At 42.4% G+C, this 13,212-nt stretch carries 12 protein-coding genes; 9 read left to right on the top strand and 3 right to left on the bottom strand.

Features of this window, described 5'->3' with window-relative positions:
- Window positions 1-6 precede the first annotated feature (6 nt).
- Genes L0B18_RS18410 through L0B18_RS18375 form a run of 8 tightly spaced genes read left to right on the top strand, consistent with a single transcriptional unit; the run spans window position 7 to window position 8,107 of the window.
- Window positions 7-1,656, top strand: a complete 1,650-nt coding sequence (locus tag L0B18_RS18410) for a S41 family peptidase (protein WP_234573398.1) — start codon at window positions 7-9, stop codon at window positions 1,654-1,656.
- Window positions 1,657-1,659: 3 nt separating this feature from the next.
- On the top strand, window positions 1,660-2,505 hold the full coding sequence (locus L0B18_RS18405) for a PHP domain-containing protein (RefSeq protein WP_234573396.1): 846 nt from the start codon (window positions 1,660-1,662) through the stop codon (window positions 2,503-2,505).
- A 2-nt stretch (window positions 2,506-2,507) separates the two neighbouring features.
- Window positions 2,508-3,002: a 6,7-dimethyl-8-ribityllumazine synthase gene (ribH, locus tag L0B18_RS18400; RefSeq protein WP_234573395.1), complete on the top strand. Its 495-nt coding sequence runs from the start codon at window positions 2,508-2,510 to the stop codon at window positions 3,000-3,002.
- A gap of 51 nt (window positions 3,003-3,053) precedes the next feature.
- Entirely contained in the window at window positions 3,054-3,887 is an 834-nt protein-coding gene (locus L0B18_RS18395; protein WP_234573394.1) for an isoprenyl transferase, read from the top strand.
- 23 nt (window positions 3,888-3,910) lie between these two features.
- Complete coding sequence (gene bamA, locus L0B18_RS18390; protein ID WP_234573392.1) at window positions 3,911-6,427, top strand: outer membrane protein assembly factor BamA; 2,517 nt, start codon at window positions 3,911-3,913, stop codon at window positions 6,425-6,427.
- Between the two features lie 2 nt (window positions 6,428-6,429).
- Complete coding sequence (locus tag L0B18_RS18385; protein WP_234573390.1) at window positions 6,430-6,969, top strand: OmpH family outer membrane protein; 540 nt, start codon at window positions 6,430-6,432, stop codon at window positions 6,967-6,969.
- Window positions 6,970-7,013: 44 nt separating this feature from the next.
- Window positions 7,014-7,535, top strand: coding sequence for an OmpH family outer membrane protein (locus L0B18_RS18380; protein WP_234573389.1), 522 nt, complete (start codon window positions 7,014-7,016; stop codon window positions 7,533-7,535).
- A gap of 17 nt (window positions 7,536-7,552) precedes the next feature.
- Entirely contained in the window at window positions 7,553-8,107 is a 555-nt protein-coding gene (locus tag L0B18_RS18375) for an OmpH family outer membrane protein (RefSeq protein ID WP_234573387.1), read from the top strand.
- A 58-nt stretch (window positions 8,108-8,165) separates the two neighbouring features.
- Here the strand turns inward: L0B18_RS18375 and L0B18_RS18370 are convergent, their stop codons facing one another.
- On the bottom strand, window positions 8,166-9,275 hold the full coding sequence (locus tag L0B18_RS18370) for a vWA domain-containing protein (RefSeq protein ID WP_234573385.1): 1,110 nt from the start codon (window positions 9,273-9,275) through the stop codon (window positions 8,166-8,168).
- Between the two features lie 129 nt (window positions 9,276-9,404).
- Between L0B18_RS18370 and L0B18_RS18365 the strand changes: the two genes are divergently transcribed.
- Window positions 9,405-10,025, top strand: a complete 621-nt coding sequence (locus L0B18_RS18365; protein ID WP_234573383.1) for a ribonuclease HII — start codon at window positions 9,405-9,407, stop codon at window positions 10,023-10,025.
- Window positions 10,026-10,117: 92 nt separating this feature from the next.
- Here the strand turns inward: L0B18_RS18365 and rodA are convergent, their stop codons facing one another.
- Window positions 10,118-11,368 carry a rod shape-determining protein RodA gene (gene rodA / locus L0B18_RS18360; protein WP_234573382.1) on the bottom strand — a complete coding sequence of 417 codons (1,251 nt, stop codon included), beginning with the start codon at window positions 11,366-11,368 and terminating at the stop codon, window positions 10,118-10,120.
- Entirely contained in the window at window positions 11,365-13,206 is a 1,842-nt protein-coding gene (gene mrdA, locus L0B18_RS18355) for a penicillin-binding protein 2 (RefSeq protein ID WP_234573380.1), read from the bottom strand. The genes rodA and mrdA overlap by 4 nt, the downstream gene beginning before the upstream one ends.
- Window positions 13,207-13,212: the final 6 nt, after the last annotated feature.

Here is a 13,212-nt window from a genome sequence, read left to right as displayed (position 1 = left end):
TAGTGCATGAAACATGCCCGTAAAATTTTAACAGGGTTGATACTGGCCGCATTTTTATTCACATCTGCGGCCTTTGTTTATCAGAGTGACCTGTTTTTCCAGATCAAAAAGAACCTGACTATTTTTAGTGATGTCTACAAAGAAGTAGCTATCCAATATGTAGATGAGGTCAGCCCTAAAACCTTGATGGAGCGCAGCATTCATGCTATGCTGGAAACGCTCGATCCCTATACGGTTTTTATTGATGAAGGGGAGCAGCGCCAGATGGAAATTCTTTCGTCTGGTTCATACGGCGGAATCGGGATTGATGCGGGCTATCGTGGAGATCAGATTGTGATTATTGCTCCACTTGAGGGATATCCGGCTCAACGCGCGGGATTACGCCCCGGGGATATAATTAAAGAGATCAATGGAGTAAGTGTTGAAGGGCTGACTCCTGAAGAAGTTCAGCAGCTTACGGTTGGAGATATCGGAACGGAAATTGAGATAAAAATTCGGCGCCCGGGATTTGATCAGGATATGGACTTTACGCTGACGCGCGAGCGAATTGAAGTGAAGAATATTCGTTACGCGGCAAAAGTAGGAGAAGATCAAAATTTCGGATATATACAACTGGTTCGTTTTGGGCACGGCGCAGCAGAAGAAATACGCCAGACTCTCATTGAAATGCGAGATTCAGGTTCATTTGAAGGGTTGATTCTCGACCTCAGAAATAATCCCGGCGGACTTCTTAATGAGGCTGTTGACCTGGTTGATAAATTTATTGAACCGGGCGTAACCATTGTCGAAACAAGAGGACGTTTGCAGTCTCATAATAGCACACTTGTTTCGCAGGAACCGGCTATGTTTGATGAACTGCCCATGGTCGTACTCATTAATAACGGAAGTGCCAGTGCTTCAGAAGTTGTTGCCGGTGCATTACAAGATTTGGACCGCGCACTGGTTATGGGCGAACGAAGCTTCGGAAAAGGATTGGTTCAAACTGTTCGTCCGTTATCATACAACACATCCCTGAAAATTACGGTTTCTAAATATTATATACCCAGCGGACGTAGTATTCAGTCCATCGAATATCTTCATTCCGATTCGGAAAATGACAGGATTGTACCGGATTCTCTTCGAAGGGCATTCAAAACTAAAAATGGAAGAGTTGTTTACGACGGTCAGGGAATAGAGCCGGATGTTGAAGTTTCTGATCAGCCTTCCTCCTTGCTCGATCTTGCATTGCAAAAAAACAATCGCTATTTCTTTTATGTGAATGACAAGCTCGCAAATACATCGGATTCGGAAAGAAACACAATACCGGCCGATCTTTTTGATGATTTTACAACCTATTTGATTGAGGATGATTTTACCTTCGAAACGCCCGTCGATCAGCACTTGTCTGCTATTGAGACAAACATCAGAAATTTTTCACAGGAACGTTCAGCACGAGAAAACCTTGAAGAATTAAACGCATTATTAAGAGACTACAAAATCTCACAAATTTTTGAGAATGAAGAGTCAATTGAAAAAAAATTAAAGCTGGAATGGATTTCCCAAACAATGGAAGACGATGAACGGATTAAGGCCATTCTTGAGCTGGATGAACTTGTTAACGCTGCACAGGACTTTCTGGACAATCCATACCAGTACCGCACTGAGTTGAGACCATAACTTTTGGGGAAAGCTGATTTACATATCCACACAAATGCGTCGGATGGAGATCTGTCGCCTGAAGACCTTATTAAAAAGGTTGCTCAAAAAGGCCTGAAAACCATTTCCATCACAGATCATGATACGATAAAAGGCTATGAGCTGGCACGGGATTTAGCCGAAGAAAATGAAATCGAACTTATTCCAGGTGTAGAAATTTCAACAGTTTGGAATAATCGGGAAATTCACGTTCTGGCATACGCTTTTGATGAAGAAGACGATGGGTTTTTAAAACTCATTCATAATCAAAAAAATGCGCGCCGCAAGCGAATGAAAGCCATTGTGGAAGTGCTGAAAAGTGAGGGATTGGATATTGATTATGAAGAAGTTCGGGCCGAATCTCATCCAGGAAATATCGGAAGACCGCACGCTGCATCCGTATTAATAAATAAGGGTTATGTGGCGTCTGTATCTGAGGCATTTATACGTTATCTTTCCACCGAAAAAATCAAAGATATTAAAACAGAATATGCGGATGTGGATGATGTGATTTCTACGGTGCATAAAGCCGGCGGAGTAATGTCTATTGCGCACCCGGGGCCATTATATTCTCAGGATGAGGTTAAGGAATTGCTCCGGCATTCCTTCGACGGCATTGAGTGCATCCATCCAAGTCACAGCTATAAAGTTCAGAAAATATTTCTGGATTTGGCCCGCGCAAATAACCTGTTGGTAACTGGCGGGAGCGATTTTCATGGTTCCAGAAAATCGGATTATGATCCATACTTGGGTGTTGTTACTATTGGCAACCAATTTGTGGAAGCCCTAAAACGATCCGCTCGCTCAAAAAAAATGATGATTCACCAATAATTATGACGGTAATAGAACATAAGAACGATATAAACTGGTCAGATATAAAAGTAGCTGTTGTGGCTGCCCGCTGGAATTCTTTTATAACCGATGAGATGCTGGAAGCGGCTGTTCAGGCATTGCGGGCAAAGGGAATCCAGGACAAGAATATTCTGACAACGCGATGTCCCGGCGCCTTCGAAATACCTTTAACCTGCAAATGGTGCCTGGAACACTTGGGGGTTGATGGAGTTATAGCAATTGGGGCAGTTATTCGTGGAGGCACGCCACACTTTGATTATGTTTGTGATGCTGTAACAAGAGGCATTACAGATTTAAACCTTTCCTCAGGTAAACCGGTATCTTTTGGTGTTTTAACAACCGATACTGTTGAGCAGGCCAGAGAACGGGCCAGTGAGGAGAAGGGAAATAAAGGTGCCGAAGCAGCTCTTGCACTCTGTGAAATGCTTGTAATCCAGAGATCTGTCCGCAGCTTGTCAGAGCAAAAAACACCTTGATATATGATGATAATACCTCTAATATAGAGAGTTGGAAAGAATTATTTTAAAATGTCTTTAAAACCTTTATCAATAACAGATAACAGCCAAACAGAAGAAGATAAAAAGCTTCAGGAACGGGTAAAAGCATCCGGTGCTATACCCGAACACATAGCGATTATAATGGATGGCAATGGACGATGGGCACAGAAGAAAGGAAATATTCGTCTGTTTGGTCACAAAGCCGGAGTAGAGTCGGTACGGGATATTACGGAATCATGTGCACAACTTGGCGTTGGTTATCTGACACTTTACGCTTTTTCGACCGAGAATTGGAGCCGCCCTTCTTCAGAAATTAATGGCTTGATGAAACTCCTGGTTCAGACTCTCCGCAATGAAGCTGAACGTTTGAATCGAAATGATATAAAATTAGTAACAATCGGGCAGACGAACAGGTTACCCGGTAAGTGCCAGGAACAATTGCAGGAAGTGATTGATCTTACCAAAGATAATCAAAGGATGCAGTTGTGTTTGGCTCTAAGTTATTCGGGGCGATGGGATATTAAAGAAGCTGTAAAAAGTATTGCCAGAGAAGTTCAGAATGGAAACATCCAACCCGATGAAATTGATGATGAACGAATCAGTTCGTTTCTTTCAACGGCCAGGATACCCGACCCGGATCTGATTATCAGAACCAGTGGCGAATATCGAATCAGCAATTTTCTTTTATGGCAGCTTGCTTACTCAGAACTATATATAACAGAGACTTACTGGCCTGATTTTAGAAGGGATGAGCTATATCAGGCAATATTTTCATTTCAAAAGCGTGATAGAAGATACGGAAAAGTTAAAAACGGATATAACAAAAGCCTATCCACATCAGTTATAAATCAAATTACATCATAAAACAGAAGTTAAGATTGTATCACGTGTTCAATTCCAAGCACTTCTTCTTTTTACTACTCTTACTTATTTCAATTTCTTTCATTCCTCGGCAAAGTTCTGCACAGGAAAGTGATAGCACTGCATTTGAAATTCAGGATCCTACAACAATCACTACCCGCGAGTATGAAATCCGGGAGATTAACATTTCAGGTCTTGTTACCGCCAGGGAAACCTACCTGCTAAGCAGCAGCGGTCTCGATGTTGGGGATACTATTCAAATTCCGGGTGACGATATCGCCTCAGCTATTCGCCAGATATACAGAACAGGTATTTTTTCTGATGTTCAGATTACATACGAACCTGTTGGCGTGAATGAAGCCATAATCAATATTGTGGTGGAAGAAGAGCCCCGGCTCCAGAGTTACGAATTGAGAGGTATTAAACGATCTCAACGAAGGGATTTACGTGAGCAATTGAATTTGCTTCGCGGTTTTGCCGTAACCAATTCCATCCGGGAGCAGGCACTGATTACGATACGAAGATTTTACCGCGAAAAAGGATATTGGGGCACGGATATTGAAATTTATGAAGAAATCTCGGATGACGAACGGAATCGTCTGACTCTGGTTTTTGATATCGATCCGGGAGACCGTACCAAAGTGAGGGAGTTTAACTTTGAAGGCAATGAAGAATTCAGCGACCGGAAACTGAGAAAAGAGTTTGATACGATCAAACAAGACCGCTGGTGGAGACTCTTCAAACGCCACGTATATACGCAGGAAAAATATCAGGAAGGAATTGACAATATTCTCCAGTTTTACCGGAATAACGGCTACAGAGATGTAAGGGTGCTCGAAGATTCTGTGTATGTTGATGACTGGAGAAGAAAGGAAGGCGTGTATTTTGATATTCAGATCCAGGAGGGGCCGCAATATCATATTCGCAATATAGAGTGGGAAGGAAATACCGTTTATACGGACGAAGAACTTACCAATTTCCTTGAATTTGAAAAGGGCGATGTTTTTAACGAAACGAAATTCAATGAAAACGTCGAATACAATAGATCTGAAACGGATATTACCAGCCTTTACAATAATATCGGGTACTTGTTTTTCCAGATCTACCCAAATATGGAAATTGTTCAGGGAGATTCACTGGATGTAACATTTGAAATTATTGAAGACGAGATTGCCACCATACGGCGTGTTTCATTCAGCGGAAATACTAAAACTCACGATGATGTAGTACGCCGTACTCTTCGAACGGTACCCGGCAATACGTACAGTCGTTCTGCCATTGTACGGTCAATTCGGGAACTTGGTACGCTTGGATATTTTAGTCCGGAAGGAATTTCTCCGAATATAAACCCCAATCGTGAGGAAGGAACCGTAGATATCAGTTACGAATTGGACGAATCACAGGGCACGGATAACTTTGAGTTTTCAGGTGGTTTTGGAGGACGTCAGATCGGTATCATTTTATCTGCCCGGGTGAATTTCAATAACTTTTCAATTGGGCGGGTGTTCGAACCCGGTGGTTGGAGCCCGATTCCTTCAGGGGATGGGCAAAAATTATCGTTGGGTGTGCAGGTTACCGGTCGTGGGTATCAGAGCTATAGCTTTAGTTTTACAGAGCCCTGGTTGAAGGGCAGACCTACTTCGCTTGGTGTAAGCATGTCGTACAATTTTTATAATTATAGCAACACGTATTACGGTAGTCTGTCACAGGTAGCCGATAGAAGAAACGAGCTTTTTACAACCAGTGTAAGCTTAGGAAAGCAATTAGACTGGCCGGATGACTATTTTTCACAGCGTTTGATCTTAACGTACAACCGTTTTAATGTGCGTAATTTCAGTGGAATTTTTGAAGACGGCCGGGCAGATATTTTAACTCTCCGTGGAGTTCTTTCACGAAATTCATTGAATAATCCCATTTCTCCAAGTGCAGGTTCAGAGTTCGACCTTTCAGCAGAATTTGCCCTGCCTATTCCTGGATTTGCACAGTTCTATAAAATTAAAACCGGTTATCAGCACCACTATACCATTGTCGATAAACTGGTATTAAGCGGTAGTGTAGATTATGGTTATATGGGATACTTTAGCGATAATAAGCGAAGTAATTTCCAGCGGTTCTATTTAGGTGGTACTCAAATCCAGCAGCGTCAGAACTTTTTGAACGACAATATTGACTTGCGCGGCTATCCTGGTGGACAGGATGGTGTAATATCACCCGTAGATGAAAATCAATTCCAGGTTGGCGGTCGTGTATTCAACAAATATTCGATGGAACTCAGATACCCGGCGGTCAGTTCCGATCAAGTCCAGTTAATTCCGTATGTATTTATGGATGCCGGAAATGCATTCAATACTTTAAAAGAGTTTGATCCGTTTGAAGTGAAACGTGCTGTCGGTTTCGGTGCTCGTATTTTCTTACCGATTCTTGGATTGGTTGACTTAAGTTACGGTTATCGTTTGGATGGAACCGAGCCGTCATTTTATAATCAATCAGGTTTGCAGGCAGGCGAATGGGAGTTCTTATTTAACATTGGAACACCGTTTTAAAAATGTTGGGAAAAACGTGCACATATTACATCTTCATACTCACGTTTCTGTTTGTTGATGTTGCCGGTGCACAGGATCAAAAAATCGGGTTTATAGATTCGGATGTTATTATGCAGCAAATGCCGGAATATACCGGTATCGAACAACGATTAAACCTGCTATCCGATAATTGGCAACAGGAAATCCAGGAAATGGAGGATGAAATCACCGAACTGGAAAGAGAATTTGAAGCCAGGGAAATACTTTTTACGGAAGAAATCCGCCAGCAAAGGCTTGATGAAATCGAACAAAAAAGAACAGACCTGGATCGATTCATAGAAGAAAGGTTTGGGCCGCAGGGTGAATATTTCACACGGCAGCAAGAATTACTGGAGCCTATACAAAGATTAGTATTTGATGCGTTAACCCGTGTGGCAACACGAGATTCTTATGATTTTGTGTTTGACCGTGCCGAAGATACCAGATTTCTTTTCGTCAGAGAGGAGTGGAATTTGACTGAAGAAGTAATGTTGGAATTGGGAATTAATGAAACAGGAAATTGAAAAATATAAATGTTAATTTTGGTGCTTTAAAAAAATCGAACTCTATGAAAAGACTATCAATTACATTACTGCTTTTACTGGTGCCCATTGTAGCGTCTGCCCAGTTGAAAGTAGCGGTTATGAACCCCGATTCCGTACTGGATGCTTTGCCGGAAACGCAGCAGGTTCAAACAGATCTGGAAGAATATATGCAGGAACGCCAAAGTGCATTTCAAGCCCGCTACCAGGATTGGATTAACCAAATGACAGAGTATTCTGAACAGGCAGAAGCCGGTAATTTAAGCGAGACTGAGCAGCAGGAAGAAGAGGCAAGGCTTAGCGAAATGCAACAGGAACTCAACAGTTTACAACAAAGAATTCAGCAGCAGATTCAGCAAAGGCAAACCGAACTTTTTAATCCGCTTCTTGTCCGGGTTGAAGAAGCAATGGCGGAAGTATCCGAAGAGATGGGATTGGATTACGTAATCAACAAAGCCTCGAATACAGGCGATCCGATTGTTTATTACACCTCAGAACGGGCGCCGGATATCACACAAAATGTTATAGATAAACTTACTCAAAATTAATTCGACCGAACCGTATCATGAAAAAATTAAATATACTATCTATTGTAACCCTTTTTATTCTTTCAGCTATGATGGCTGTTCCATCAGCAAATGCCCAGGCCAGTGGCGACATGGAGATCGGTTTTGTGGATCCCACGGCTATTTTGCAGCGAATGCCTGAAATGAGAGCCGTTCAACAACGCCTTCAAAATTTTGCTGAGAGAAAGCAAAATGAACTGACTGAAAAGGAACGAGAACTCCAGACGGAAATGGAACTCTACCAGCAAAAAGTTGGTGTTATTTCTGAACAAGCCCGCCAGACTGAAGAGGAAAGATTGACGCAGTTAGACCAGGAATACCGTCAATTAACTTCACAGGCTCAACAAGAGCTACAACAACAACGAGCAGAATTGATGGCTCCGCTTTTACAGCAAATGCAGGAATCAATCAATGCTGTTGCAGCCGAGCGAGGGTTGGATTATGTGCTGAACACCACAACTTCTACCGGAGATGTGATTATTCTTTACGTTTCTCCGGAAGTTCAGTCTAACTATGACATTACCGATGCCGTCATGCAAAATCTTGGCATCTAGCGAGTAATTTTTTTAATTGATTTGAAAGGCGATTTGTTGCAGAAACAAGTCGCCTTTTTTATTGCACGCGTTTTCGCCGGTTACGGATATAATCCTCAAAGATATATCCACCCAATTTATTAAGTGAAGAGTAGTAGGCTCGGCCTTTGTTTGCTTCTGTAAGTTCCCGTACAAAATTTTGCAGGTAAGGATCTCTCGCAATCATAAAGGTTGTGATATCGATCTGTTCTCTCCGGCAGACCACCGCTTCATCAAGAACCTTGTTAACAATTTTTCGATCCAGCCCAAAACTGTTTTTATAGAGCCGTCCATTTTCAATCATACACGATGGCTTTCCGTCTGTAATCATAAAAATCTGTTTGTTCGAGAATTTCTTCCGTTGCAGAATATGTCTCGCCTTCTGTAATCCCTGAAGGGTATTGGTGTGATATGGGCCGACTTTCAAATAGGGGAGATCTTTTACTTCAATATCCCAGGCTTCATTTCCAAACGCGACGATGTCCAGCGAATCTTTGGCAAAATTATTCATAATAAGTTCAGACAAAGCCATAGCCACTTTTTTTGCCGGTGTGATTCGATCTTCACCGTAGAGAATCATGGAGTGGCTCACATCAATCAAAAGCACTGTAGATACAGACGTATAATGATCGGTGTCATAAACCTGAAGATCGTCTTCTCTCAATTGAAACTGATCAAGAGAACTGTGTTTCAGCATATTCATCATCGTTCCCGTGCTGTCAATATGAGATGTGTCATCTCCTGATTTCCACGGACGCGTTTCCGGTTGGCGTTCGAGTCCCTTTCCGGAATAATTTGTTTTGTGATGGCCTTCACCTCCTTTTTTTAACTGGGTAAAAATTTCCTTCAATGATTTTTGGCGGATGCTCCGGTCCGTTTTAGAGGTAGGAACCATAATAGATTGTTCCTCATCAAACCGGAGATACCCACGTTCTTTCATTTCATCGATAAAATCTCCAAGGCCGTAGCCGTCTTCAAACTGATCGGTAATTTTATACTCTTGGTCAATTTGGTTCAGCCATCGTAAGGCCTGGGAGACGTCTCCACCCGAAATGGTTAAAAGTTCCTGGAATAGATCCCAAAGAGTTTCAAATGGGGATTTTCCAGACTGATTAAACCGATCGTCCCATTTAGAATAAATGAAATGCATAAACTGACTTCCGTTGAAGATTTATTTATCTTTATAACCGCGAATTGAAGCAAATCATTGCATGATTTTTTACGTGACGGCAAGGGAATAGTAATCATTGTTACCTGAAATTTGAAACGAAAATTATTGATGGATAGATATCACTACGAAAAGAATCTTTGGGTACAAGGTTATCAAAGAGTTATGGGGCTGGATGAAGTAGGACGTGGCTGCCTATGTGGGCCTGTCGTAGCTGCAGGAGTGATATTGAAACCACATACCCAGCTAAGTGAAGAGATTGCCGACAGCAAAACCCTTGATGAGAAAGACAGAGTTAGGTTGGCTGTAGAAATCAAAGAGAAAGCAAGTTTTTGGACGATTCAACAATGTTCGGTAAAAGAGATAGATGACATCAATATTTTAAAAGCTTCTTTTAAAGCGATGATACGCTGTTCCGAAGCAGACGGAGCAGAACCCGATTACTTGTTGGTTGACGGAAATATGTTCAGTCCAACGGTAATTCCTCATAGTTGCATTGTGAAAGGAGATGATAAATCGGCATCTATTGCGGCAGCTTCCATATTAGCAAAAGTTCACCGCGACAATCTCATGAAGAAATTGCATGAAGAATATCCTGTATTTGGTTGGAAAACGAACGTTGGATATGCTACAAAGGAACATTTCGCAGGATTAGAAAAGCACGGCTATACCGAACATCATCGGTTGAGTTTTAGCCTTCGTACAACAAAAGTATTTGAGCGATCTGAGTAATTTTTGGATGTTGTAAAATCAGCTGATCTGTTTGTCTGAGAACGAATCAAGATTGGATTTTAAAAGATACATCCGTTCTCAATTAAATCAAATTAACTATAAATACTAAACGATCGCTTGTGAGAATCAAGATTGAGGCAAATCGCCAACATAATTGTATTGGTGAGAAAAGCGGATCCGCCATAACTCATAAACGGAAGCGGAATTCCAATAATTGGCAGAATAGCTGTTGCACTTCCAATATTGATAATGAAATGCATAAAAAATAGAAAGGTGATGCTTACTATTACCAGTTGAGCAAACGGATGTTTATGATTCGAGGCCATGTAGAGAAGCCTCAAAAACAGGAGACTGAAGAGTATAAGAACAATTGAGGCTCCAATAAATCCAAATTCCTCTCCGACTACGCAGAAAATAAAGTCTGTCCATTGCGCAGGCAAAAATCTCAACTGTGTTTGAGTGCCTTCCATAAATCCTTTGCCTTGCAATCCTCCCGACCCAATAGCTGTTTTGGCCTGCAATACATTCCATCCAGCGCCCAGTGGGTCTAGCGTTGGATTTGCAAACGATTCGATACGTGCACGCTGGTGTGGTTGAAGTACTTTTTGAAGTGCAACCTCCGTTCCAACAACTACCAAAATTCCCAAAGCCAGACTGGTAACGGTTAACCAGGTACGCCGCTGTATCAAAAATATGGCAATGGTTATGATGACGATCATAATCACTCCCCAAAACCAATTTAGTATCGAGAAATAACCGATTAAAGCCGGAGAAATCATCAACAGAGAAATTCCATATGGTAGTCCTGACCAGAACAGTACTACCGGAAGAATTGTAAGGTATACAATGGCTACACCAGCTTCATTTTGAAGTAAAAGCAACACCACCGGAAGCATAAAAATGGCAACGGTGGTTAAGGCTGTTTTTAAATTTTCGGCTGAAATATCGCGGCGGCTTGTAAGATAGTTGGCCGCGGCAAGTATAGTGGCTATTTTTGTAATTTCACCGGCCTGGAAATTCAAAGGTCCAATTCGCAGCCAACTGTGAGAACCACTCACCTCAACCCCAAAAAAGAGAGTGATGATCATTAATAATATACAAACAGCGTAGAAGAGATAGGCTCCGCCCTGGAATGTTCGTGGAGAAATAAATTGCGTAGCGACCAGAATAACAATAGAAAGAGCAACCCAAACAGCTTGTTTAAAGAAGTTATTCTGAATGTACTCAGGTAGAAACTGAGAAACGGGTCCTTGTGTAGCACTGTAGATTGCAGCTAATCCAATTGTAAAGATTCCTACCCAGAGAACGATAACCGACCAGCTAAAATCTTTTGCGTTAATCATTGTCCGGCTACCCCGCTTGCATTATCCTTCGGTGTAAAGTTTAAAACATAATCCAGCACACGTTGCCTGTTTAACTCACCCGTCAAATACTTTTCAATAACAAGTGAAGCAATCGGAGCGGCAGATATGGAGCCATATCCTGAGTTTTCGGTCAGAACTGCTACGGCAATCTGGGGATTGTCCAACGGGGCAAAAGCAATAAACCAACCGTGATCTTCCCCATAGGGATTTTGTGCGGTTCCGGTTTTTCCGGCTACTTCAATATCGGGGAGGTTGGCGTAATATCTTCCACCACCGGTAGTTACTACACCTCTCATTCCTTTTTTTACGGTTTCAATTTGATTTTGATCAAGCCAATCAATTTTGTCAAAAACAGGGTTGGTGTATTGAAATTGTTCATTCCTGTCTTTTATAGCACTTACAACATGCGGCTGAACGCGATATCCTCCATTAGCAATGGTGGCTGCTGCCACAGCCATCTGCAGGGGCGATGCTGAAACCATTCCCTGCCCGATTCCCAAACTCATCAAATCCCCGACCCCCCAATATCTGTCACCAAACCGTTCATTCATGTAGGTACTGTCTGGAACAATTCCGGATACCTCGTACGGAAGATCGATGTTGTTTTCCGGGCCAATCCCGAAATCTTTAATCAATCTGGACCAGTTGTTGAGCAGTCCACGGCTGGCTATTCGATCCATGATCCAAAAGAAAAAGGTATTGCTCGAATACGTTATTGCTTTTTCAAGGTTATAATTTCCCGGATCGGCCAGGTCTCCATATCGTCGTCCCCTGGAGTAATAGCCGGGATTGTAGATTTCGGTTTGAGGTGTGATTAGTCCGAGTTCCATAGCCACCATCCCCATAAAAGGTTTAAAAGTAGAGCCTGGTGGTTGTCTGGTTGAAATTGCCCGGTTGTAAAGAGGCGTGTGGGGGTGTGAATTGATTTGTTGCCAGTATTCTATATCCATCCGGCCGGCCAGTTTGGAAAGGTCATATTGAGGCGCACTCACCATACTTAAAATGCCGCCGGTTTGAGGATCAATAGCTACCAACCCGCCCCGTTTGTTTTGCATCAGTTGTTCTGCAAGCAGTTGGAGATCGGCATCAAGGGTTGTGATCAGATCAGATCCCTTTGTGGGCGGGATATCAAGCGATCCACTCTCATAAGAGCCTAACTCCTGACCAAATGCATTTACCCGAATATACTCCGTACCCACTTCTCCGCGAAGATAATTGTCATAAACCATTTCCAGCCCACTTTTTCCGATCTTATCTCCAAGCCTGAGAGCGTCGTTTGCGAGATATTCTTCACGAGTTGCCTCCCGCAGGTAGCCCATCACATGAGAAGCTTTAACTTCAGTAGGGTAATGGCGCTTACTTTCAATCTGATGCCCGATGCCGGGTAACTGCCACAAATTTTCCTGAATGGCAGAGAATGATTCAAATGAGACTTCTGCAAACAGCCGTGACGTTCGATGCCAGGAATAGTTTTGAGCTTCATTGACTTTTTCGCGAACCTCTGTTTCTTCTACCTGGAGCAATTCTGCGAGCAGTGGAATTTTTTCCTCTTCGAAGCGGGCAGGCGTAATGGTAATGGAATAAATGGGTTGATTTTCGACCAGAATCGTACCGTTTTTATCATAGATAAGTCCCCGTGCAGGATTTACCACTTCCAGGCGCAGGGAATTCTGCATGCTAAGCGGCGTGTATGTTTCGTATTCTATGATTTGAAGCTGGAAAATTCGCCCCAAAAGGATAAGCAGACCCAGCACTACAATACCTTGAAGTATTTTAGCAGAAGTACGAATTCTATCTGATTGTCGGTGATTTGTCATGAAACG

It is taken from the genome of Rhodohalobacter sp. 614A (assembly GCF_021462415.1).
In the GTDB taxonomy this organism is placed as follows: domain Bacteria; phylum Bacteroidota; class Rhodothermia; order Balneolales; family Balneolaceae; genus Rhodohalobacter.
This window is presented reverse-complemented; position numbering and strand designations above follow the sequence as displayed.